Annotated in this window: 19 protein-coding genes and 1 tRNA gene; 9 read left to right on the top strand and 11 right to left on the bottom strand. The window is 35.6% G+C overall.

The window, feature by feature from the left end; genetic code table 11:
- Window positions 1-16: 16 nt before the first annotated feature.
- From AC1M86_RS00100 to AC1M86_RS00090, 3 genes are read right to left on the bottom strand one after another with little or no spacing between them, the layout of a single operon-like run.
- Window positions 17-1,447 (bottom strand): LLM class flavin-dependent oxidoreductase, encoded by a 1,431-nt coding sequence (locus AC1M86_RS00100; protein ID WP_481606961.1) that lies wholly within the window; start codon window positions 1,445-1,447, stop codon window positions 17-19.
- A complete protein-coding gene (locus AC1M86_RS00095) occupies window positions 1,447-2,670 on the bottom strand; it encodes an SfnB family sulfur acquisition oxidoreductase (protein WP_481606960.1) in 1,224 nt (407 codons plus the stop codon). The genes AC1M86_RS00100 and AC1M86_RS00095 overlap by 1 nt, the downstream gene beginning before the upstream one ends.
- A gap of 9 nt (window positions 2,671-2,679) precedes the next feature.
- Window positions 2,680-3,882 (bottom strand): SfnB family sulfur acquisition oxidoreductase, encoded by a 1,203-nt coding sequence (locus AC1M86_RS00090; RefSeq protein WP_481606959.1) that lies wholly within the window; start codon window positions 3,880-3,882, stop codon window positions 2,680-2,682.
- A gap of 373 nt (window positions 3,883-4,255) precedes the next feature.
- On the opposite strand from AC1M86_RS00090, the gene AC1M86_RS00085 reads away from it, so the two are divergent.
- Both AC1M86_RS00085 and AC1M86_RS00080 read left to right on the top strand, forming a co-directional pair.
- Window positions 4,256-5,020: a glutathione S-transferase family protein gene (locus AC1M86_RS00085; RefSeq protein WP_180027696.1), complete on the top strand. Its 765-nt coding sequence runs from the start codon at window positions 4,256-4,258 to the stop codon at window positions 5,018-5,020.
- A 113-nt stretch (window positions 5,021-5,133) separates the two neighbouring features.
- On the top strand, window positions 5,134-5,604 hold the full coding sequence (locus tag AC1M86_RS00080) for an Lrp/AsnC family transcriptional regulator (RefSeq protein WP_035264497.1): 471 nt from the start codon (window positions 5,134-5,136) through the stop codon (window positions 5,602-5,604).
- Between the two features lie 82 nt (window positions 5,605-5,686).
- On the opposite strand, the gene AC1M86_RS00075 is transcribed toward AC1M86_RS00080, so the two are convergent.
- Together AC1M86_RS00075 and AC1M86_RS00070 are read right to left on the bottom strand one after the other, a co-directional pair.
- Entirely contained in the window at window positions 5,687-6,436 is a 750-nt protein-coding gene (locus AC1M86_RS00075; RefSeq protein WP_035264495.1) for a YebC/PmpR family DNA-binding transcriptional regulator, read from the bottom strand.
- Between the two features lie 107 nt (window positions 6,437-6,543).
- Window positions 6,544-7,110, bottom strand: a complete 567-nt coding sequence (locus AC1M86_RS00070) for a 1-acyl-sn-glycerol-3-phosphate acyltransferase (RefSeq protein WP_171076734.1) — start codon at window positions 7,108-7,110, stop codon at window positions 6,544-6,546.
- Between the two features lie 328 nt (window positions 7,111-7,438).
- On the opposite strand from AC1M86_RS00070, the gene AC1M86_RS00065 reads away from it, so the two are divergent.
- The 3 genes from AC1M86_RS00065 to AC1M86_RS00055 all read left to right on the top strand — a co-directional run bounded on the left by AC1M86_RS00065 (window position 7,439) and on the right by AC1M86_RS00055 (window position 9,381).
- A tRNA-Ile gene (locus AC1M86_RS00065) sits at window positions 7,439-7,515 on the top strand.
- Between the two features lie 192 nt (window positions 7,516-7,707).
- Window positions 7,708-8,952, top strand: coding sequence for a tyrosine-type recombinase/integrase (locus tag AC1M86_RS00060; RefSeq protein ID WP_481606958.1), 1,245 nt, complete (start codon window positions 7,708-7,710; stop codon window positions 8,950-8,952).
- 126 nt (window positions 8,953-9,078) lie between these two features.
- Window positions 9,079-9,381, top strand: coding sequence for a hypothetical protein (locus tag AC1M86_RS00055; protein ID WP_481606957.1), 303 nt, complete (start codon window positions 9,079-9,081; stop codon window positions 9,379-9,381).
- A 486-nt stretch (window positions 9,382-9,867) separates the two neighbouring features.
- Here the strand turns inward: AC1M86_RS00055 and AC1M86_RS00050 are convergent, their stop codons facing one another.
- Together AC1M86_RS00050 and AC1M86_RS00045 are read right to left on the bottom strand one after the other, a co-directional pair.
- Window positions 9,868-10,194 (bottom strand): helix-turn-helix domain-containing protein, encoded by a 327-nt coding sequence (locus AC1M86_RS00050; RefSeq protein WP_180027699.1) that lies wholly within the window; start codon window positions 10,192-10,194, stop codon window positions 9,868-9,870.
- A gap of 619 nt (window positions 10,195-10,813) precedes the next feature.
- Entirely contained in the window at window positions 10,814-12,106 is a 1,293-nt protein-coding gene (locus AC1M86_RS00045) for a type II toxin-antitoxin system HipA family toxin (protein WP_481606956.1), read from the bottom strand.
- Between the two features lie 411 nt (window positions 12,107-12,517).
- Between AC1M86_RS00045 and AC1M86_RS00040 the strand changes: the two genes are divergently transcribed.
- From AC1M86_RS00040 to AC1M86_RS00025, 4 genes are all read left to right on the top strand, one after another.
- Complete coding sequence (locus AC1M86_RS00040) at window positions 12,518-13,171, top strand: SOS response-associated peptidase (protein ID WP_180027708.1); 654 nt, start codon at window positions 12,518-12,520, stop codon at window positions 13,169-13,171.
- Window positions 13,172-13,265: 94 nt separating this feature from the next.
- Window positions 13,266-13,835, top strand: a complete 570-nt coding sequence (locus AC1M86_RS00035; RefSeq protein ID WP_180027709.1) for a LexA family protein — start codon at window positions 13,266-13,268, stop codon at window positions 13,833-13,835.
- Window positions 13,832-15,130 carry a Y-family DNA polymerase gene (locus AC1M86_RS00030; protein ID WP_180027710.1) on the top strand — a complete coding sequence of 433 codons (1,299 nt, stop codon included), beginning with the start codon at window positions 13,832-13,834 and terminating at the stop codon, window positions 15,128-15,130. Before AC1M86_RS00035 ends, AC1M86_RS00030 begins: the two co-directional genes overlap by 4 nt.
- Window positions 15,131-15,792: 662 nt before the next feature.
- On the top strand, window positions 15,793-16,116 hold the full coding sequence (locus tag AC1M86_RS00025; RefSeq protein ID WP_180027711.1) for a hypothetical protein: 324 nt from the start codon (window positions 15,793-15,795) through the stop codon (window positions 16,114-16,116).
- A gap of 5 nt (window positions 16,117-16,121) precedes the next feature.
- On the opposite strand, the gene AC1M86_RS00020 is transcribed toward AC1M86_RS00025, so the two are convergent.
- From AC1M86_RS00020 to AC1M86_RS00005, 4 genes are all read right to left on the bottom strand, one after another.
- The gene (locus AC1M86_RS00020; protein ID WP_481606955.1) at window positions 16,122-19,169 is read right to left on the bottom strand and encodes a tyrosine-type recombinase/integrase; all 3,048 of its coding nucleotides are present in this window, start codon (window positions 19,167-19,169) and stop codon (window positions 16,122-16,124) included.
- Complete coding sequence (locus AC1M86_RS00015; RefSeq protein ID WP_481606954.1) at window positions 19,162-21,339, bottom strand: hypothetical protein; 2,178 nt, start codon at window positions 21,337-21,339, stop codon at window positions 19,162-19,164. The genes AC1M86_RS00020 and AC1M86_RS00015 overlap by 8 nt, the downstream gene beginning before the upstream one ends.
- A 1-nt stretch (window position 21,340) precedes the next feature.
- Entirely contained in the window at window positions 21,341-21,700 is a 360-nt protein-coding gene (locus AC1M86_RS00010; RefSeq protein WP_481606953.1) for a hypothetical protein, read from the bottom strand.
- A 469-nt stretch (window positions 21,701-22,169) separates the two neighbouring features.
- On the bottom strand, window positions 22,170-22,574 hold the full coding sequence (locus AC1M86_RS00005) for a competence protein CoiA family protein (RefSeq protein WP_481606952.1): 405 nt from the start codon (window positions 22,572-22,574) through the stop codon (window positions 22,170-22,172).
- Window positions 22,575-22,966 lie beyond the last annotated feature (392 nt).

Raw genomic sequence — 22,966 nt, 5'->3', positions numbered from 1 at the left:
CCTAAATATTAAAAACTTAAGCTGAATGTTGGTGTATAGGATTTAAATTTGATTGTTGTATATCTTGTGTTGAGCTTGGACATCGGAAATGATGTGCAGGATGTGAAAGTGGTAAATGATCTCCCGCATTGAATAGCTTGTGCCTTAAGCTACCCTCAGCATAGGCGGTCTTATAGCGACCACGTTGTTGGAGTTCAGCAATGACATAACGAATAAAATCTTGATGTGACTCTGGAGCGACTGTACGGGCAAGGTTAAAACCATCTAATCCAGAAATATCAATGAATTCGATTAGCTGTTGAGCAACTGTTGCTCCACTGCCAACAAATAAGGGATAACGTCCACCGAGTACATGCTGAGCTTTTAAATCTGCCAAAGTGACTTTGTTTTCCTTAAAGCGTTCATTTACAGAAACGATGCTGTTGGTTTTTTTATATGGAATAGCATCCTCATCTTTTAGATGACCTAAGTCTGTTCCGATTGAGCTTGAAAAATGCGCAATCCCTGCTTCAGGACTTGCATATTGAATATAGTCCTGCAGTTTTTCTTGCGCTTGTTGATCTGTTTCAGCAGTAACGACAGTGATACCCGCAAATAATTTAATTGCTGTACCATCACGACCGTGTGAATGGGCTAATTGGCGAATCTTTTGTGTTTGCGACGCAATTTTTTCAGCAGTATCTCCACCAATAAACATGGCTTCTGCATGCCGAGTGGCAAACTGTAGTCCTTTAGGTGATGCTCCTGCTTGATATAGCACAGGTGTACGTTGCACTGAAGGCGAGACTTGGAAGACGCCGTGACTGTTATAGAACTGTCCTTGATGGTGGATCGTATGTACTTTGGTCGGATCGGTAAAAATGCGATTGAGCTTATCTTGGATGACAGCATCATTTTCCCAAGAGCCTTCCCAAAATTTGTAGCAGAGTTCTAAAAATTCTTCAGCTTGTTCATAACGTAAATCATGATCTTTCAGTCCTTGCTGACCGACCAATCGCGCTGCGCTATCCAAATAGCCAGTGACGATATTCCATCCCAAACGTCCTTGGGTCAGATGATCCAGACTCGCGAAGCGACGAGCAAATTGATAAGGAGATTCATAACTTAAGTTCACTGTAATACCGAAACCCAAATGCTGTGTGACGGCTGCCATTGCAGACACCAGCGTGCTTGGATCATGGCTCGGCAGTTGAATCGATTCTTTCAAGGTTAGATCAATGCCATTTTGATAGACATCGTAAACGCCAGTAATATCGGCAATGAATAATCCATCGAAAAGACCTTTCTCTAAAGTTTGAGAGAGTTCTGTCCAATAACTTAATTCATTAAATCTGTTTGATTGATCACGTGGATGTGTCCAAAGTCCATGATTGATATGACCCACACAATTCATATCAAATGCATTGAACAGGATCTGTTTTTGAGGATTCGATTGAATTTTTGTCATTACAGCGTACCTCGTCTTGGAGGGAATACGCCGTTTAAAACATAATTGGCTATGAAGAAATATTTCCAACGCGCTGGATCATGCAAGGTATGAACACGTGCGTTTCTCCAGTATCGGTCAAGATTATCTTGTCGTTGACTTCCACGACTACCAGCCAGTTCAATTAGTTTTGACGAGACTTTTAGTGCAGTTTCGGTACTGTGTGCACGTGCTTTAGCCACTTGAATAGAAGCATTTGCAACTGAATGTTCTGAAGGGGCGATTTTGGCGTCTTGAACCGCTTGCGCTGCTTGTTTAAGTAGTAACTCAGTGGCCTTGACGTCTGTTGCAATTCGACCAATTTCGTACAGTGTCAAAGGGTCTTGAGTGGCATGTTCAACTTTTGCATCTATCCAAGGGCGTGCTTGACGAACGCGTATTAATGTTTCTTCAAAAGCAGCTCGAGCAATGCCTGTTTCAATTGAGGCATGAATAATTTGTGCAAATGGACCTGAAATTGTGACAGTTGAATAAGCCAAATCAAAAGGGACTACATCCTCAGGGTCAATCTGTACATTTTCAAATTTAACCGTCCCACTGCCTGTGGTTCGTTGTCCAAATCCACTCCAATCATCTATTAGGCTTAAGCCCTTGCTATGACGTGGAACAAAGACCAGAAACTGGCGCTCTTGTTCATCACTAGCAAGAGTTGGAATACGGTGAGCGAATAGACTGCCAGTGCAATAAAATTTTTCACCATTGAGGACATATCCATTTTCAACTTGTCTTAAAGAGGTATAGCGTTGTGCTGCATTCTTAGTTTTAAACTCAGCCAAGGCATTTCCAAAGCGAGCACCTTGTAAAACTTCAGTAAATAAACGTCTTTTTTGAGCATCAGACCCAGTATTTCTCAAAATTTCAAGTGCATAGAAATGATTTTGTGGAATTTGTCCGATAGAGCCATCTACACCACTCATTAATGCGATGATTTTTGTCAGTGTATGAATAGAAACATCGGCACCGCCATATTGTTGAGGTACTGTAATGGCCCATAAGCCAGATTGACTGTACGCTTCGATTTCTTCATGAGGAAGTTCACGATTTAAATCTCGTTCAGATGCACGGTACTTAAACTTTTCTGCAAGTTCGTGTGTGACTTTTAATGCTTCTTCATCAGAGCGAATAATATGCGCTGGTCTATAGCTGCCTGATTCTTGGATCTCTAAAGCTTGTAAAGATGACATGATGACTCCTTAAATCCAGGCATGACGTGCAGGAAAAGTATGGTTTAAGTAATACGAACCCAGCGCGTGAAGTTTCCAGCGAATAGGATCATGAAGGGTATGTACACGTGCATTTCGCCAGTGTTGATCAAAATTATGAACATTGAGGCTGGCGCGACTTCCTCCGAGCTCAATCAACTTTTCTGAGATATGCAGTGCAGCATCATTGGCATAGACTTTAGCTTCAGCAACTTTGATCGAAGCTTCAGCAATCTGTTCATCGGAGATTTGTTCAACTACACTGAGTGAATCTAAATAATCAGCTGCTTCATCAAGCAAAAGAATGGCGGCATCTAACAAAACATTAGCTTTGCCAGCTTCTTGTAAGGTGAAATGCTCATCACTGGCACGTTCAACTTGTGCATCCACAATTGGGCGTGCTTTACGGATCGCAAACAACATGTCCTCAAACGCTGCTTCAGCAATACCAACATCGATAGCCACTTGCATCAGCTGTGAAAACGCGCCTCTAAAATTAGGGACGTCCAATAATTTTCTTTCATCAAAAATCAGTAATGGATCAACTTCAACATGGTCTAAAATCACTGTGCCACTTGAAGTGGTACGTTGACCAAATCCATCCCAGTCATTGATGACTTTGATACCAGTGGATTCACGGTTCACTAAAATTAAAACCACGTGACCTTCAGGGTGTATGGCTTTGATGGCTAACCAATGTGCAAATGAACTGCCTGTAGAATAGAATTTTTTTCCTGAAACTCGATATTTCCCATCCTCCAAAACAAGGTGTGTGTCTAAAGTCTTGGTATCTTTGGTATGTCGTTCTGGGCCCCCATTGGCAAGACGCTTACCTTTTAAAATTTCGTTGAAAATAAATTGCTTTTGTTCATCGCTTCCCATGATGTTGATCATATTGAGCAATGCAATTTGATTTTGTGGAATTTGCCCTAAACTTGAGTCCGCTTTATTTAGAATACGAAATACTTGGGCAAGGGTACGATGAGATACTTCAGCACCGCCATATACGTGGGGGATGCGTAAGCCTCCTAAACCTTTTTGGCTGAATAATTCAATTTCTGCAAATGGTAAAGCTCGTTGTTGGTCACGCTGATTGCGACCTTCGAGCGCATAATCAGCAACATGATAGGCTGCATGAATGGCATCTTGATCATTTTCAATAACATGAACATTTTCAGTAATTAAACGAGACATAGATCAATTCCTCTTTGAGGAGATATACGCTACGCCCATAGAATATTTTTTTTAAATGCTGGTTTTCGTTGAACTATTCAAAAAAAATGCTTAAGACAAATATAGATATCGATTGAAAAATATTAGAAAACTTAAAATTTTGATTAATAATGAATTTTAATAAATTTCAGTGCTCTAAACACGTTGAATTCATTTAGACTTTGCAATAAAAAAGATAAAGATTTGCTAAACATTTATAATTTAACGGATTCATATTTCCAAAAATAACAATTTAAGTTGCAATTGATGCATTATCACATTGTGTTTTGGCATAGGGTTGCATAAAGTAAGCAAAACAATAAATCCTATGATTGATCAAGACTTCGGAGATTTTATGCGCATCCTTTACCAGTTTCCTTTATCTCACTTTTGTGAAAAAGCTCGCTGGTTACTTGATCATAAGGAATTGGATTATGTTGCTCAAAATATGATTCCGGGCGTACATCGTGCATTCGCAAAATTAAAAACAGGTCAAAACTCTCTGCCGATATTACGTGATAAAGAAAAGTGGATTGCAGATTCAACCCAAATTGCCCTGTATTTGGATGATGTTTATCCAGAGCATTCATTGCTCAGATCAGATTTAAAGTTAAGAAAAAAAGCACTTGAAATTAATGACCTGAGTAATCAATTGGGTGTATCAGTGAGGCGGTGGGGGCTTGCTCAAGCTTTATCTGAAAGCGATGAGCCGCTAGAAATCATGATTGGTGAAAAAGGATATCTGAGAAAATTTCAAAAGATCAGTAAGCCACTTATTAAAACTTTAGTTTCAACTAGCTACCAACTTGATGATGAACAAGTTGCGCTTGCTAAAGAAAATATGCATGAAATTATTTTGCAGTTAAACGACCAATTGATTCAGAATCAAGCTCGATATTTGGTAGGAGATCGTTTAGGTTTGGCAGATATCGCTGTTTGTTCAATGCTTGCTCCACTACTCGAGATTTCTGGTACACCATGGGAAAGAGAATATCATCAGCCAGTTTCATCTGAATTTGAGGACTATCAAAATCAATTGCTTGATTTGCCGATAGGGCAATATGTCAAACGTATTTATGCCAACGAACGAAATGCGCGGGTAGATTGGCGCGGGATATAACAGAGCATATTTTCTGTTATGTTGTCTGATTGGTTAATTTATTTTCATTTTAATCGATATTTTTGAAAAAATAACGCATAATCATTTTGTGCCATGAAAATATTGAGAAGAAGATGGAATTAGATCGATACGATAAACAAATTTTAGAAATCCTTACGCATGAAGATTTGAATCTGAACGAGCTTTCGGAGCGTATTAACCTGTCTGTAAGTTCAGTGCACCGTCGTATTAAACACCTCATTGAAACCAATATCATGACAAATTTAAAGCGTGATATTAATTATCAAAAATTGGGGTTTAATTTACATGTGTTGTTACAAGTATCATTGAGTAAGCATGACTCAGATACTTTTGCAAAATTTTTAGATGAACTTAAAAGTATTCCTGAAGTGATCAATGCTTTTTTAGTCACAGGGCAATCTGCTGATTTTATTATAGAAGTTGTTGCTCGTGATATGGAAAATTATAGCCAGATTTTGTTACAGCGCATTGGTAAAATTGATCATGTTGTGGCATTGCATTCAAGCTTTGTCATTAAAGAATATGATGTATTTAACTGTCATGGTTTATTGAGTAAAGCATAATTCAAGCAATTACAAAATAAAGACGACCATCAGTTATAAAAAAACGCACCTGAAGGTGCGTTTTTCTAATTCTGAATATAGATTAAGCATCCAATTGTGCTAAAACTTCTTCAGAGAATTCAACGTTGGTATATACGTTTTGAACATCATCTAAATCTTCAAGCATATCAATCATTTTCATGATTTTTTTCGCTTGATCGATATCTGTGATTTCTGCTTTAGTTGAAGGGTTCATCACCACTTCTGCATTGTCAGATTTTAAACCTGCAGCCGCTAAAGCATCTTGCACTGTACCAAAAGACTCTGGTGTAGTGATCACAAGAATTTCATCTTCTGTCACTTCAATGTCTTCTGCACCAGCTTCCAACGCAACGTCCATAATTTGGTCTTCTAAAGAAACATCTTCAAAAGTAATTTCGCCACGTTTTGTGAAAAGGAAAGCAACTGAGCCGTTAGTACCTAAGTTACCATCTGTTTTAGAGAAGCAGTGACGAACATCTGGTACGGTACGGTTTAAGTTATCAGTCATTGTCTCAACAATAACAGCTACACCACCAACACCATAACCTTCGTATGTGACTTCCTTTAAATCATCATTGTCTTCACCACCAGCACCACGCTGAATGGCACGGTTGATGACATCACGAGTCATGTTAACGGACAATGCTTTTTCAACAACTGCACGAAGACGTGGGTTGCTTGCTGCATCTGGACCACCGAGTTTTGCAGCTGTAACAATTTCACGAATATATTTTGTGAAAACTTTACCACGACTAGCATCTTGTTTAGCTTTACGATGCTTAATATTGGCCCACTTGGAATGACCCGCCATGCGAAATATGCTCCTTGTAGATTGGCCTTATGCCTAATCAAATCTGCGAAATTCTACCATAAGGGCTTTTTTTTAATAAAGACCCTTATTTTAGCAATTGATCAAGATCAGGCTTTATTCTTCGGTTCAGGAATAATAATGTCTAAACCTGTATGTTCCTTATAAAGTTCCTGAATCAATTTCAAATCATGATCCAACTCTGATGGCATGATTTTGCCAAAAATTCCGCCTTGTTTGGTTTTTTGGTTCACAAACAAGAAAACGATAGGGACGTTTGCCGCTTTTGCGATATGCCAAAAACCAGTGCGGATCGGTTTACGTTGTTCACCATTTTTCGCACGAGTCGCTTCAGGAGCAATCACGAGATTAAATTTGTCATTAGAGTTGAAGAGTTCAACCATTTGCGCCACGATATCTTTATTTGAGTGACGGTCAACTGGAATACCGCCAACCCCTTCTAGAATTGGCTTAAAAGGTCCTTTGAATAGTTCTTTTTTAATTAGTGTGTGAATCGGGATATCATGGATTTGGAACAGTGCGATTGAGAGTACAGCATCCATCATCGTGGTATGTTCAAAACCGATAATGACTTGTTTATCACCAAGAACATTCGGTTCAACATGATATTTGACACCAGCAAGTTTAAATGCCATTTCGGCAATGTGTTTTTTCATGATTCACAGAGATATTTGAATTTTATATGGCAGAGTTTCTTACTTCATTTTAAAAAATTCAATCCCTTTAGTAATAAATTATAGAAAAATTGACTACTAAATTTAGATTTTATCTGCAAACTTTACATCCTCGACGCTTACCGAAAATTCATAATTTTTCACATATTTGTGACTGAAATTCTATAGGTGATCAAGATCGTACGTGATTTGCAAACTATGATGAATAAATTTTGGTCAAGCTGAAGATAAAAAAATGAAAAACCTTGTTTTTGAATTTGATATTGGCTAGTATTCTGATTCGAAAATACTTGAGAAATCAGTATTTATAGGGCCTATAGCTCAGTTGGTTAGAGCAGCGGACTCATAATCCGTTGGTCGACAGTTCAAGTCTGTCTGGGCCCACCAAATTTTATAATCATATGCATTCATATGAGATCCAAACCCTTAATTCTAAAAGAGTTAAGGGTTTTTTATTGCTTTGTTTAACGTCATATAACTTCATATGGGAACACGCTCTGTGTATCCTTGTTTGTATCCTAAATTTAAAATATAACTCAGGGATACAAGATATAAATAATATAAGGATAATCCTGCGTTATGAATACACATTCAGGAAAGGCTGATGTTATAAACCGTTCAACAAATATTGTTCAGAATGGAACAGTAAGACGTAAAAAAAATGTAGAAGATAGATATAAATCTTTAAAGCCTAAAGTTAAAGAATATCGTGAGCCAACTGATATAGCGGGTTTATATTGCAGAGTTCAGTCTAATGGCAAAAAATCGTGGCAATATCGTTATAAAAATTCCAAAGGCAAATGGTCCTGGATTGGATTAGGAGCTTACCCTTCGGTCAGCTACTTACAAGCAAGAGAAAAAGCTGAAGATATGCTCAATGGTAAAGTTGAAATAAAGACACAGGCTGAGGTTAAGCAACTCAAGCTGCAAGAGCAAAGTGAATTATTTTCAAATTTAATATATGAGTGGTTAGACCGAAAAAAATTAGTGTGGGCTGCTGATACTTATCGAAAAGAAAAGCAATCAATTGAACGGCATTTAATACCAGTCTTTGGACATCGTGCATATAAGTCAATTACGCCGACAGAATGGTTGGAGTTTTTTACTGAAAAGCAAATAAATGAAAGAATTTTTAACAGAATTGAAAAGCTGATTTCATGTTGTTCAGGTGCCTATAGTTTAGCGAAGTTTAAAAAGGGAATTTTATATAATCCGCTCGAAGGTATTGGAAACCATTTAGCAAAAGGTGAGTCCGAAAGCATGAAGCACGTAAAGATTCATCAGTTACCAAAAATGATTTCGTTGATTCGAAATTCTTCATCTCGACCGATTGCTATAGGTTTAGAGCTTTTAATTCATATGTTTCCGCGTCCAGGAGAGCTGCAAAATGCACGATGGGAGCAATTTGATTTTCAAGAGGCTGTATGGGTAAGACCATCGTATATGATGAAAAATAGAATTGAACATGGAATTCCTTTATCAAGGCATGTAATTCAGCTTTTACAAGAACTTAAGCAATATTCTGGAGAAAGTGAATATCTATTTCCAGGTAGAAATGATCTAGGCAGACCTATTTCAAATTTAACATTCAATGCTGCACTAAATAGATTGGGTTATAAAGGGAAGCAAAATCCCCACGGTTTTAGACATATTGCCTCGACCAACTTAAATAAACATTTTAGTAATAAATCTCAGGTGATCGAAGCAGCATTATCTCACGTGAAAGGCGGTGTTAAAGGAGCATATGATCAAGGAGCCCACTTAGAAGAGCGTTATGAGATTATGGAGTGGTGGAGTGCCCATATCGAATCACTCTTAACTTAATACTCAACAACTAATTTTAAATATCACTCGTGAGAGTGATTTTTTTTTGAGTTTTACATGGATTTAATTTCCTAAAAAAAAAATTTGTTAGGCTTGGTGTAAGTTTTTTAGAAAGAGGATCCAAAGTTGGATCATTCGAGAATTTATAATTCAAATGGAAGACGTAGCGTTATCCGTAATCAAGCTTCTGAAGCTATAGAAATACCTTCAGTTTGTAAAAATCTCAAGCCACTTCGGTTGAAGTATAATCAGGTTTGTGAGTTGCTTAATGTCACCAGAGATTGCTTACGCAAAATTATAGAAAATGATGTTACTTTTCCAAGATTTATGAAAGATGGCACATCTCGTCAATCGGCGGTCTATTTTGATACAGAAGAAATAGAAGAGTGGTATAGAAATTACAAAGCAAAATGTAGAAGTGAACGATAATCCGATTTTTATGACCATCTAATTGACAATAGATGATGAATTGATCCATAGCGTACACACAATGTGTCGATAACCAATTAGGCGCTATGTAAAAAAACCACTTAAATGTGGTTTTTTAATATTTAGGGTCTTTACAAATTGCTGAGAAAGTTTTTTTCGAATACATTATTCGCATTCAAGACTATCTTTTTGATAGGCTGATTTGATAACAGAGCTATAGCGATCAGACTGTTAGCCATTCTGCTAGCGACTTTTGTATGTTTAGTATACTCAGGAATCTATTGTGGGCTTATACACTTTTTAGGCTTAATCATAATATTTTCGGATAAATTTTTTATAACCTTAGATTTATGAAAGAGATTTATTTAAGAGTTATTTTCCAAGATCAAAAAATATATTTAGATAAAAATTGTATCATTCATATCGATGTATTTATCCATATCATTTAATAGCCCTTATTTTGAAATTATTTTTAACCCTTCAATCTCATTCTTTTTGAAGTGAGATAATGAATTTTTCAATCATTTTGCGTTCTAACTCTGGTAAGTCCTGTAAAGCATTTGTAATAGGATCAATCCCTGTGGTACTCATTTTTTCACAGCGTCCCAAAATGTAATCTGCCGATATATTAAGTATGACAATAAGCTTATAAAAATTTTCCAGCGATGGCTTTCGTGAGCCTGCTTCGAAATGTGCGATTGATGTCACAGGTATTCCCGTTTTTTCAGCTAACTCTTGCTGAGTTAACTTACGTATCTTTCGGGCTTCTTTCAATCGAATTTTAAAATTATTCGAGTTTAATTCAAATGTCATTACTACCGCCATATAGACAATAAAAATATGGCGATATAGCCATATTTTTATATAAATGTAGAAACAGTTTAGAGATTAACTAAAGAAACGTGAAGCCTCTAAATCATCACATGATAAAAAAAATAGCAAAAGGTAAAACGACCATCATGGATTATTCCGCGAGTCGTATTGTTACATTGATGCCTCCGAGTATCAGGTACTAGTATTCGGCAACTTAATAATCGTAATGTATCTAAAATAGGGGCTACAAAAATCACCCTGAATCCGGCGTTACAGCTACAATATAACCCTGATTTTTGTCCTCAACTGGGTGTAAATAATTATTAGAATACACATTTTGTATTACCTTATTTAAATGATAAATACCACATGGTACATGATGGATTACAGATGGGAAAAACAAATAATTTCTCTTTTGTTTGCAATAAATTGGTTTAAGCTTTTGATGAGATATCGTGTTTTCAACCATATCACTTATAATTTATATTGGAACGCATCTCATAAAATTATTAAAACCAACTTTTAGTCGATGTTGTTCATCCACAGTTTATGCTTGAACGTATGAAGTTCTTCAGTTTAAAAATCAGTATGATATAGATTGTTTTTTGAGAAGGATTTTCTATCTATGACAAATTGTTGTTAATTGTTGGCAAATATCTTGAATTCTATATTTGCAATTTTCGATGATCTCATAATCAATTCCTATGGATTCCATTTTAGTTAATAAGCCTTTGTATAAGTCAAGCTGTTCAGTAAACGTGTATTTTATTTGATCCTCGGTTATAGAAGTATTTTGTAAAATATAGTTTGTAATTTCTCTCCAATTAGTATCGTCATTTTCCCATCTAGTACATCTAGAGATTCCATCTGGATGCATCCATGTAGGAGTGAAATCGTAGAGAGGAGTTAATTGAATACAACCATTATTGAGTCGTTGAAATGCAGTATTTCGTGTATGGTTATCTTTGTTTCCTAAAGCAATATTTGCTAAATCTCTTTTAATGTATTCGATGATATCAAGTTCAGGATGACTGCAATATTTCATAATTAATTGGCAAACTTCATTATGGGTCATTGCCACTCCAAAGCCAGCTTTTCCACCAAATGAGGCTAAACTTTCTTGAGCAATTCTTTCAACACAATTATTTTCTACCTTTCTATCAAAACGTGGAATGAACAATGTTTTTCCATATAGCTCTAACTTTTTAAATACATTCAGACCAAGATATTCAGCTAATTGCATATACAGTGGTTCATGCATTAAAATTTTATTGAGACGTTCATCTCTACCACGGCTGAACTTAACCAACCAGTGTTGTTTTGCCTTGTTATCTGGTAGTGTGTGATCTAGATAAAATAGGTCATCATAACTCTGTGTCAATAACAGTTTTGGCCATTCACCTTGGACACCAGTAGATCCATTAATAAATAAGCCTAAAGAAGTTAAATATTCTAGAAATTGTTCACCACGTTGGATGATTTCTTCTAGTGAAAATCCTATTATTGGTTGAGGTGAGTACTGAGATAGAAGCCATTCGTGTGCCTCTTTAACCCTTAAATTTCCAATGCAGTTACTAGCTCCTGCCCTAAGTAAAGACCAATCTGCTAGCTCTTGTGCATATTCAGAGTGACCAAGCTTTTTTAATAACTCTCTTCGACCGTACCCTTGTGGTAATAAATCCATAAGAAAAGCTGGCCATGTGGTTTCAAGATTACTATTTATAGTTACAGGATAATAATTTGAAAGAGCATGATTATCTTTCAAATTAATGTAATCAATTGCATAATCAAATAAGTAGCATGTTGCAGTTTTAGCCAACCAACCTTTAGTTTCTAGATCTCTAAGTTCAACAGTTGCACAGTCGATCCACTCATTATTTAAAAATACTTGAATGGTACAAAAATTATCCATATATATGATTAAATAAAAAAATTAGGGATGTAATTAAGTAGTTTATTATTTTTTTAATAAAAAACTAGTCTCTGAAATTAAAAGGTTCTAATCCAAAAAATCTTGTAAATTTGCAATTTTATTTTACCAAAATATGTATATAGAATTTATGGCTATTCAGTATTATTAGACTGTGCTGTGTTATTAAGAAAAACCGCATTAAGTGGTTTTTTTAATTATTACTAGTAGCATACAGTATATAAAACATATAAAAAGCCTCCAGAAAAGGGGGGCTTTCATTAATTAAATTCATAAATAATTATACATAATACTAGTGAAATTCATATAAAATATAAAATCTTAAGTCAACATAATTTGATGTTTAGGATAGAAATCTGTTTTATTAGTAAATAATAATTAAGGAAATAAGACATGTGCTCAAATTATGAGTTTCCTTCAAAAAATAAATTACATTTATTAGATCTTTATGAATCACAACTAGAATTGGATTTTAGACAACATGTCTTCCCTTTATACGATGCCCCTATCATTATGAATGGTGCTGAACAATTTGATTTAGACGTGGCTAAATTTGGTTTAGTACCTCATTGGTCCAAAGACCTTAAATTTGGTCGGCATACATACAATGCACGCACAGAAACAATTGCTGAAAAACCTTCATTCCGAAGCGCTTGGAAAAATGACAAGTTTTGCTTGATACCTGTACAAGAGTTTTATGAGCCCAAGTATATCGATGGAAAGCCTCATTGGTGTGGTATATCGAGAGAAGATAAAGCTCCTTTTACGGTCGCAGGTATTTATGAGGACGCAATCATCGATGGTCGAAAGATACGCTCATTCTCAATGTTGACGATCAATGCTGAACATCATCCCTTTATGAAACAGTTTCATGGTCCAGACGATGAAAAGCGATCTATCATTGTTATTCCAGAGAAGTATAGAAAAGACTGGTTAACAGTCTCCCATTTAGATGCTCATGAACTTTTTTTTGAAATGGATGATGAATATATAACCAAACCTTTCGACCGTTCATCTGAAAATAAACAGCAAGACTCTCTATTTTAAAGCCTTTTTAGCATTAGCTAATTTTTATATGTTGAAATAATTTAAAGCATGAATACAATCTTGATTACGTAACGCAATCAAGGGGAAATTAATCATGTCAGAAATTATATCAGGTCATGGTGGAAAGCGCGAAGGTGCTGGTCGAAAATCTCGGTTTGATGAACCAACAAAAGTTATTCGTGTACCAGAGTCTCGAGTTGTAGAAATTAAAAATTATTTAAAAAAATCACCTAATCATGAAATTTCTGATATTCGATTATTAGATCCATTAAGCCGTGTAGAAATTCCTGTAGCTACAGAGCGCGTCCAAGCTGGCTTTCCGTCACCAGCCCAAGATTACATCGATAAGAAACTAGATTTAAATGAATATTTGATTAGTAATGATCACGCAACTTTCATTGTAAAGGTTAACTCTTTATCTATGCTCAATGCTGGTTTAGATATCAATGACTCTTTGATTGTTGATCGTAGTATTGAGCCTCAACATCGAGATATTGTTATCGCATTGATTGATAATGAGTTCACTGTAAAGCGCCTCATTAAAGATGCATTAGGTTGTTGGCTCAAAGCCGAAAACGAAGGTTATAAAGATATCCATCCAATGGAAGGTCAAACTTTTGAAATTTGGGGTGTAGTTACTAGCGTTATTAAGAAGTTCAAATGAAGTCAAAACAAGAAATTTACGCGCTCATAGATGTAAATAATTGCTATGTCTCATGTGAGCGTCTGTTCAATCCTTCTCTTATAAATAAACCAGTCATTGTGTTATCAAATAATGATGGCTGTGCAGTTGCTCGATCTCAGGAAGCCAAAGATCTAGGCATTAAGATGGGTGTACCTCTATTTAAAATTAGAGATATTGTAGAGCAACATAATGTTCAGGTCTTATCAAGCAATTACGCTTTGTATGCCGAGATGTCACATCGCTTTCATTCAATCCTTGGACAGTATGTTGCACCAGATGAGCAAGAAATATATTCAATTGATGAATGTTTTCTAAAATTGACGGCGTATGCAGAACATTATGATCTTGATGATCTTGCCAGAGAAATGAAAGAACGAATCCTTAAATGGATTGGATTGCCTGTGTGCGTAGGAATTGGTCGTACTAAAACAGAAGCTAAAATTGCTAATCACATGGCAAAAAAAGCTAAAAGGTTTAATGGTGTGTGTAATTTGGTAGACATGGATTCACGTCATCGGGAACATTTTTGGGGGATTATTGAGGTATCTGAGGTTTGGGGAGTTGGTAGAAAACATTCGAAACGCTTAAATGATATGGGGGTAAATACTGTATTAGATTTATCTAAATGTAGCCCACACCAAATTGGAAAATTATTTTCATCTGTTATGCAGCGAACAGTAATGGAGTTACAAGGGATTTCATGCATCGAACTTGAAGATACACCACCACCTAAAAAACAGATTGTGGCAAGTCGTTCGTTTGGTGAGAAGATTACTGACATCGGGGATATGAGAGAGGCGATTTGCAAATACATTCAGGATGCAGTCAAGCGATTACGAGAGGATGGTTCGCTTTGTGGAACATTAATTGTATTTGTACAATCAAATCCATTTGATAAGAATGTTCCATACTATGGAAAGTCAACTTCTATAGACCTTCCCGAGCCATCGGATAGTGTTACTGTTCTAGCAAGATACTCCTTAAAGCTTTTAGATCAAGTCTATAAGCCGGGCATTCAATTTAAAAAATGTGGCGTGATGCTTTCTGATTTAATAGATAAAGATAAATATATACCCGAACTATTTGCAGATCATGATGCTATCGAAATAAATGAAAGATTAATGCAGGCTTACGAACATATTCACAAAAAATTTGGAAAGACTAAAATTTCAATTGGTACTTGTTATTTACCAAATAGAAAATGGATTGGAAAGAGAGCGAATGCAAGTAGAAATTATTTTAGTATCGAAGGTATGCTTACTATAGATATGTGATGTAAATCGGTGGCTATTCAAAAAGCTCATTGAATTTACTGCAATCAGCTTTTTAGGTTATTTTATATATGTATAAAATATCTATAACACTTAAGTTGATGAAAATTAAAATGAAAACACATAAAATCTAAGTTTTTAGATGTTTTAACTAGTAATAATGATAATTATTGGATTCAATGATTTCAGTTAGTTTGATCACTCGATATTGGAATAATAAATTTATCGACTATTTTGCTTTAAGCATCAGATAGGTTTTGTAGTGTATTGGTTTCTTGGTGGACCCCTGAATTAATCAGATCGTTATTTCTCAATAAAATTTAATGACCATATAAGTTCAATATGAAAAGTAGCTTATAGAAGTTTTCAAGCGAAGGTCTCATCAGCATGTTTCAAAATGACCAATAGAGGTTACAGATATCCTCGTTTATTCAACTAACTTTTGCAGAGTTAGTTTTTTGACTTCTAACTTATTTTTTAATCGAACTTTGAAGAATGTTTGAGTCTAATGTAATTTACAATAATTGTTAAGTAGACAATAAAAACTTGACGATATAGACATATTTTTATATAAATATAAGTACAGTTTAGGGATTAACGAAACGACGTTAAGCCTCTAAATCATCACCTGATAAAAAATTAAATTAACAAAAGGCCAAACGATCATGATGGATTATTCTGCGAATCGTATCTTGACATCGATGCATCCAAGCATTCGGCAATTGAATATTCGTAATGTGTCCAAAATTGTAGCGTCTAAAATTATTATGGATACAGCATTACAGCTACAATATAACCCATATTTTTGTCGACTGCTTGGCGTATCCACTTCTCTCAATACACATATTGGTTTAGCTTACTTTATTGATGATCGTTATTTTGACCACTACGGCTTACAGCGAGAAAATTTAATTAACTTTTCTGAAGTGTATGAAAAATTAGTACAAGATTTTTATGAATATTCAGGTTATCAGCTGGATCAGTTGTGAATTGGCTATAACGGCATACATAAAATAAGCAAAATCAAATTGCAATAGCGAAGTACTGCTAAAGCTTTAGCATTGTTTTGAGATACTAGCTCGATTTTAAAAGAGTTACTCAAACTGCTGTTTGTATTGCTAGATTGAAATTTAAATTCTAATCGCTCCATGAGTTTTCCTTGAGTGATTTCAGGCGATATAGCTACATTCCAATATTTATTTGGAAACAGTGAATAAATCCCCCTCAAAAATATATTCGCTTGTCTTATATCAGACATATTAAAAATTAGTCCTGCATGTGAAACACTTGCTTTTTTTTCAAATATATCTATAGCAGCCAATAGATTAGCATCATCATAATGATACAGATTGAGCTGTTTAAAGAAATACTCTAATAGTCGTTTTTCCTCTTGCGTTTCAATATGTGGAAGTATGCGTTGTGATTTATCCGCATCAATAATAAAACGTGCACGGTTTTTACGATTTTTGAGTTGTTTGAGCCTGAATAAATTTTGCTGCCATCGTATCAGTGGCTTGATCGGAAAATCATACTTTTGAGAAAGAAGCTCAGGTGTATATGACTGATCTAATGCTTTGAGTATTTTTATGATCAGTGCAGATGGGTATTCTGATTGAGTAGTACCATAGATGCAATCATCAGTAGGTTTTTGCTGAATTTCTTTTTTATTGATTGGCATACTTGATTGTTTATCTATGTCTAATAGTATTAGATGAGTCGCTTGAAGCATTTGAGTGTCAAAACGACTGAGATGAATCTCTTCTGTGTGTTTCAACGGCGTTATTAAAGTTGGGCAGATTTTTTGAATAATTTGGGTAGAAAGCATTGGGTCAAATTGACGTAATTGTAAACCTGCCATCACATAGCTGATATGGATATAGCTTCGGAAGGTCTCGGTTGGTTCAATATGACCGAGCAGGTGAGCAATTAAATACCAGCTGTCTTGTGGTGCTTTAGAGCGCAATAGATGACTCCTAATGCGATTGTAATGATCGTATGAATAATCTGTGAAAGTAGAAACAAATTCGTAGTTTAAGTTTAATATCAAAGCGAGATTATTCGCTGCGGTATGTCTGAGACTATGAAAAGAATAACGATGTTCTGGCAATAATGTATCTAGTATTCGTTGAAAAGGGAGTGTCACCAAATGTGGTTTTAGACGATCTGTTCCATTCCATGTCGTAAACAAATATTGATTTGGCATATAAGCACGTCGCCGTGCTTGACAGTAATACTGAAATTTAAGATGCTCTTCTTGAGTGAGTAGAATTTGAATGTTGAGATTGCGTTCAGCACTATCCGTTTTAAGTAAGTGTTGTTGATGCTTGGCACGATATGGGCGAATCCAAATCGAACTGGCATGAACGCCTTCCACGTCTTTTATTCGAAGTCCAAGAATTTCATTAATCCGCGTTCCCGTACGATATGCTAACGTATATACGATACTGAGCATTTCTAGGTCATGTACTGTATAACTTGGGCTTTTGTAGTATTCAAGTCGCGCAAGCATCTGTTGGAATATTTTTGCAGAGATGATTTCAGCTTTCGGGGAGCTTAAGTGTTTACCTTCATGGGCGAGTGGGAACGGTTCAGCATCAAATAAGACATGTTGGAATTGATGAAATCGTTTTATGAGATCAAATTTTTGAGATTTAGATTTACCTACGTTGCTTAACATACGGATATAGATCGCTTCCAAATGATCGTTAAGGTTAGGTTCTTCTATAAAGTCATTGCTGTGGAGTAACCAAGTCTCTGCGAGTTTTGTGTAATAGCTATAAATTGAAGAATATCTAATTTTTTGTTGTTGCGAGATATGGAGCAAATATTTCGCTGAATCCAACTGATAGAGTTGAGCGATAGAGTGAATATCTTTTACAGCAGGATGAAACAAGCTATACAGCCAAAGAGCTAACCGTTTGCTATTTTCAGGCAGGCTGTTATGTTGGGTGTGTAGAAAGTTATATATGTCTGTAGAGGTCTTATAGCTGTTTTTGAAGAATCTCAAAATCTGTTTATGCAAAGCAGTAAGTGTCTCAAGAGTATTTTCAGTGTGTAATCGTTCCTCTTTTGCCGTGGAATTAATATTTTTGAGCAGTGGCTCTTTAGTTTGTTCAGAATGGCAGGGTATTAGCTGGGGTGAAAGATAGCGTTTAAATGCACTAGGGCTTAAGCCACAAGTTTCTATTTCTTCAGTCAAACACAGGGCAAGCGCAGGGCTTAAATTGACATTGTCTAATTGCATTAATGAATGACTGGAAGCCTCTAAGAGTTGATTAAATTGCTTTAGATTGTAAGGTATTTCTAATGCATTAAAAATGAAACGGATATAAGCGTAGCAATCAAATTGAATATCGATAGTCTTTGCTTTAAATCTAAGGATCCACAGTTGAGTCAATCGATCAGGTACAAAATTTCGTGATTTCTTGAGGGGATGCTTAGGATCATACAAGTCACCATAGTGTGACGATTGAGGTTCAAGGAAAATGATTGGTAGTTGTAGAGCCTGAATATGATAGATCGGGTTATCTAACTTAAGGTGTTCAAGTAAATTATTTAAGCTCGCTTGATGTGAAAGCCCGCCGTACAGGATTGCACTGATAAGAAGATTGCCAATAATTTCATCATCTGAAAAATGTTCTGTAGTATGCCAATAATGCCAAATCCGCTCTTTCATATACGTAATGTATTTTGAATTATCTAACCAAGATTCATTAAAAAGCAAAGGATTACGTTGAATAGAAACGAGATGCTGTGTAGGGAGTGGTAAGTCTGTATTATTGGCAAGGTTGTATTGAATAACATGTTTGCGAAAGTGCTGATAAAATGCCTTTCTTAAAGAAAAGCTGAATTTATGATGATCCAAATGTTGAGTCACTTGGTGATAAAGATCGGGAATGCTTTGAGATTGTTGTGCCAGCTGTAATTTTTCAGGTGATATAAACTCATCAATGATCAATTGAACCTGTAAGCGCTCTTTGCGGATTTTTTTGTCTCTATTTTTTGAACGCCGTTCATGTGCATAGTTTTTTTCTTTAAGCATCTTCATACATCCCATCAATTTGGTAAGCGTGTTGCATATCGTTGAGGTCGTTGGCGAGTTCTTTATATTGTTGAAGTGAAAAACTTGAGAATTTTTGCCCCATTTCTTGCTGATTTTGCTCATGCCCAAATAAAGCAAGAATTAAATTTTCATCTGCTTTTTCTGTGAGATACGCTCGTACAGTATGACGTAACCAATTGGGTTGCTTGAGCTGCATGATATTGGTGAATTGATCGATAATATGAGGACTAAGTGCTTGCCATTGTCCTTGTTGGTAAACGCTAAGCAGTGGTTTTTTACTGTTTAAAATTTCTTGAAGATGAGACTTATGCTCTGGATATAGTTGTTGAAACTGCTTTAAGTAGGCTATGAATTTGCGGATTTCCTTCACTACAAAATCGCACAGTGGAATTAAACGGCCATCATCCGTTCTTGAATGAATTTCTTTATCTGAAACCCAAAGCCATTGTAGATTTAGATCAAAATTTTTTAAGAAGCCAGGAAACTCGCTAACAGGTCGAGCAGCACTGAACAATAATAAAATGTGCCACAACCAAATGTTGTAGTGATTGAACATCTCCAACATTTTTCCTTGATGTTGAGCTTGAATGATTTGGTAGTGTAGATATGCAAATATTGCGGTCACTATTTGTGGCTTGGGTGCTTTGCAACTCCCAAACCGTAGTTGCTCATCATGAGTAAAATGAACTTGTTGTGCTAAATCATGAGAAAGCTGTTTTACAGTTGTTTGATAACATTTCTGTAAGCGGTATATAGGGTATGAACAATAAGAAATAGAAACAGATCGATTAGCATCAATGCCTGTCAGGATGTCGGCAAGTTGTTGGTTTTTAGTATGCTGGTAAATCCAGTGATGTAATAAAACACTTATTTTTTTAGTTGATAGTGAAGGAATAAACAGTTCTTCACGGCATCTTTTTAAAGCATGTGCGACCTGTTCTTGTTTTATTATGGGAGGCTTTCTTAGACCTTCTACTAGCTCTTTGACTAACGGTAAGTCGAAGTAGGTCACTTGATTGAGTAACTGATCTTTATAGCCAAAATTAGTATCTTCAAATAACGTAAATTTGGAGCGTAAAAAATATTGTTCGTTTTCTAAAATCAGTTTTTGTCGTTTATTGAGCGCATAGCGTTGTTTGATCTGCAGATTAAGCCATTGTTCAATCGGAGCCCCGCTGAGAAAACTCAGGAGGATAAACAGATAGGCTTTATTTTTATTTGGGTTGTTTAAATAATGTTGGTGGCAATGTTGTACCAGTAGGCTCAAACTGTTGAAATCTGGGTAATGTTTGCTACACGTAAAATCATGCTGTTGCCGAATGATGTGTTGTTGAGTGAGTTGCCTGATTTTATGTTGTAAGAAACTTGATTGAGTTGCTAGAGGGAATATTTGAGCAGTATCTACAGCATATTGAGGATCAGGTTGCTCATCTTGGGATTTTTCGTAGAAGAGGGCAGGATCTTCCTTTTGTGGCATGTCTTGTGGATGACATAAAATTGCGCCGTGTTCATCGAGATAATGGGGTTCATTAACATGTTTGATTGAGGGTGAATTATTCTTTTTGGGCTTGAGTGCTAATACATAATCATAAAAACGCCGTAGATCTAGCAGTAATAAATATTGAAAACGAGTGAGTTGGGGATTCGTTTCTAAGCGACGTAAATATTGTACAAATTCATATAGTCCTATTTCATCTTCAGGCAGCTGTTGCCATAGCCATAGGTACTGACGCTGAGATTTACTGAGCGGTTTTTCCTGTTGTGATGCGTCATAAGCTTCATTTGCTAACCTAAATCGATCAAGAACTTTAATAATTGTTGTTTGATGGTCTTTGTTACCTTTATTCTGGATAGATTTAAGAATACATGCAGCATGTAAATTGTGGATCGCCCATTGCTGTATTACAGAATGCTGTAAGTGCTGTTTTACTGAATAAAGATAAGCGCAAATTGGATGTTGAGAAACGCTAGGCGGTGAGAGTAAGCACAGTTGAATGTGATCATATTCTGTGGTGATCTCTGGATTTAATAATTGTTTTAGCTCATGAATATAGACTTTGCCTTTTAAATGTTGGCTTAGTATCTCAGCATAATGTTCATGGATAAATTCTTGCTGTAATAATTGATGAATGATGCTTTTAGTTTGCATGTTAAGCGCTCCAAAACAGTTCTGTACTTGGCTGAGGGTGTTGGAGTGCTACACACTTTTGCTTGAGTTGTTGGACTTTAATTGAATATGCATCGTTGATTTGTTTTTGTTGATATAAGAGTTGATTACGGCTACAGCCGATTAGTTTTGAGAGTAAATCGAGTGAAAATTCAGAGCGCGGTTTATCGGTGTGAGTGGAATTCAAGTCATAAATGGCATGCTTGGAAAGTGATGTGTTAAATGCATTTAGCACGTTATTTGGATTGATCTGCTTAATATCAAATTTAAGTTCAGTAATTAGTGTGAATAAGCGTGTACTCAGTTGATATTCAAGCCTAGGTAAATCGATGTCGGTCTGCAAAATATAGCATCCGCTAATAGGTAAATTTTGTATTTGGATCGAATATAGAAGCAGAAAATTGTCTAGAAAAAAGATCTGATTATTTGTAGCTGTGGTCGGATAAGCGAGGTTGGTTTTTGTATCAAAGAATGAAGGTAATCTTGCTGCCTTTAATATATGAACATAGCAAAGATAAATTCTACTTAAAGGCGGATAAGGGACGGGAATAGTTTGATATGAGTCAAACTTTACTTTGGTGTATTTCTTAAAATTTAAAACTCTAGATTTCATAATCATGCTCCTTGTTACTATTATTTAAGGAAAGGCATGTGAAAAAAATATTTTTAAACAGAAGGTCAATAAAATGGTTATAAATGTGGTTGGTTTTTATTGAATTTGAGATTTAAACAATTAGCATATAGAGTGTTAAGAGAGCTAAACCTAAATATAAGCTATTGATTTTACGTTTTTGAATGTGGATGGTTTTATTCTATTTTGTATTTTCTTCAATGCTTTGAGGTGACCATTGAATTTCAATTATAATTTTGGCGTTATTCTTCTGGGCATAAATATCAGCAATCCAAACTTCACCAGAAGGTGTTTGACCACGAAACGCAGGCGTTACTGTCCATCCATTTTCATGTAAATATTTTAAGATGAGATATTTGCAAAACTGGTGTTCACGGCTCTCGCCGGATTGGGCATTACAATTACTAGTAGGGTGATGTGCAAAATATTGTGTCCCTAATTTGCTCTTTTTAGGAATGGCGCGAGTCTGACAGCAAGGCATATTAATGCTGAGATTTTTATATTTATTTTTAAGTCTATCCCATTGTTCATCATTGAGCATAAAACTATAAATTTCTTTATTTTCTATAATGCTTAAAAAACCCATAGGTACGAAATTATATTAATCTTTTGTACAGTCTATCTCTAGCAAATTACGTTGTAAATCTGTCAAACAACATCATATATTTTAAGCATTTGCCCATCCACTTGTTCATATAAAATGAAAAAAGAAGTGCTAAAAAAATTAATTTCAAAAAAAAGATCAAGAAAGTGACTATTAATGCAAGTGGTTTTTGATGAATTTAAAATTTTGCTTTATATAAGGTTTGGCGAAAAGTGAGATGATTTGCATGTAACTTATTGATATCTAATTGTTGAATGTGGCTGGTTTGAACCTACTATGTATTTTTTCTATAATGCTTAAAAAACCCATAGGTACGAAATTATATTAATCTTTTGTACAGTCTATCTCTAGCAAATTACGTTGTAAATCTGTCA

It is taken from the genome of Acinetobacter sp. ANC_7654 (assembly GCF_056779855.1).
Note: the sequence above shows the minus strand (reverse complement) of the source record. Positions and strands in the feature narration are given on the sequence as shown.

Coding starts and splice junctions, on each gene's coding strand:
- AC1M86_RS00100 (WP_481606961.1), bottom strand. CDS start 1,447: ATGACAAAAATTCAATCGAATCCTCAAAAACAGATCCTGTTCAATGCA.
- AC1M86_RS00095 (WP_481606960.1), bottom strand. CDS start 2,670: ATGTCATCTTTACAAGCTTTAGAGATCCAAGAATCAGGCAGCTATAGA.
- AC1M86_RS00090 (WP_481606959.1), bottom strand. CDS start 3,882: ATGTCTCGTTTAATTACTGAAAATGTTCATGTTATTGAAAATGATCAA.
- AC1M86_RS00085 (WP_180027696.1), top strand. CDS start 4,256: ATGCGCATCCTTTACCAGTTTCCTTTATCTCACTTTTGTGAAAAAGCT.
- AC1M86_RS00080 (WP_035264497.1), top strand. CDS start 5,134: ATGGAATTAGATCGATACGATAAACAAATTTTAGAAATCCTTACGCAT.
- AC1M86_RS00075 (WP_035264495.1), bottom strand. CDS start 6,436: ATGGCGGGTCATTCCAAGTGGGCCAATATTAAGCATCGTAAAGCTAAA.
- AC1M86_RS00070 (WP_171076734.1), bottom strand. CDS start 7,110: ATGAAAAAACACATTGCCGAAATGGCATTTAAACTTGCTGGTGTCAAA.
- AC1M86_RS00060 (WP_481606958.1), top strand. CDS start 7,708: ATGAATACACATTCAGGAAAGGCTGATGTTATAAACCGTTCAACAAAT.
- AC1M86_RS00050 (WP_180027699.1), bottom strand. CDS start 10,194: ATGACATTTGAATTAAACTCGAATAATTTTAAAATTCGATTGAAAGAA.
- AC1M86_RS00045 (WP_481606956.1), bottom strand. CDS start 12,106: ATGGATAATTTTTGTACCATTCAAGTATTTTTAAATAATGAGTGGATC.
- AC1M86_RS00040 (WP_180027708.1), top strand. CDS start 12,518: ATGTGCTCAAATTATGAGTTTCCTTCAAAAAATAAATTACATTTATTA.
- AC1M86_RS00035 (WP_180027709.1), top strand. CDS start 13,266: ATGTCAGAAATTATATCAGGTCATGGTGGAAAGCGCGAAGGTGCTGGT.
- AC1M86_RS00030 (WP_180027710.1), top strand. CDS start 13,832: ATGAAGTCAAAACAAGAAATTTACGCGCTCATAGATGTAAATAATTGC.
- AC1M86_RS00025 (WP_180027711.1), top strand. CDS start 15,793: ATGATGGATTATTCTGCGAATCGTATCTTGACATCGATGCATCCAAGC.
- AC1M86_RS00020 (WP_481606955.1), bottom strand. CDS start 19,169: ATGCTTAAAGAAAAAAACTATGCACATGAACGGCGTTCAAAAAATAGA.
- AC1M86_RS00015 (WP_481606954.1), bottom strand. CDS start 21,339: ATGCAAACTAAAAGCATCATTCATCAATTATTACAGCAAGAATTTATC.
- AC1M86_RS00005 (WP_481606952.1), bottom strand. CDS start 22,574: ATGGGTTTTTTAAGCATTATAGAAAATAAAGAAATTTATAGTTTTATG.